Source organism: Candidatus Accumulibacter vicinus (assembly GCF_000584955.1).
Lineage (GTDB): Bacteria > Pseudomonadota > Gammaproteobacteria > Burkholderiales > Rhodocyclaceae > Accumulibacter > Accumulibacter vicinus.
Genome location: NZ_JDSS02000011.1, coordinates 56,945 through 57,230, shown reverse-complemented (window position 1 = coordinate 57,230; position 286 = coordinate 56,945). Strand labels below are relative to the sequence as shown.

At 68.9% G+C, this 286-nt stretch carries 1 pseudogene; it reads right to left on the bottom strand.

From position 1 onward, the window contains the following. Positions 1-286 (bottom strand): annotated as a pseudogene (locus tag CAPSK01_RS21645) (DNA mismatch repair protein MutT); the annotation flags it as partial.

Below are 286 nucleotides of genomic sequence, written 5' to 3'. Positions count from 1 at the left end.
TGCCAGGGCGTGCTGCAGCCGCTCCAGTTCGGCCGCCACGCCAGACCCCTCGGCATTGCTCAGCGCGTATAGCGACGGCAGCGCCAGCGCGCGCAGGATCGGATCGTTGGCCGGCAGGATCGGTGCGACGCTCGCCGTCGCGCCGGCCGGCAACCAGATCAGGCCGCTGTGCTCGATCGCCGCCGGTTCGCCGTGCCATGCGTGCACGCGAAAGAAGCGCAGGCGAACCGTCGCATGTGGATAGCTGAATTCGCAACAGACCCACGGCCAGGCTTGCTCGACGGTA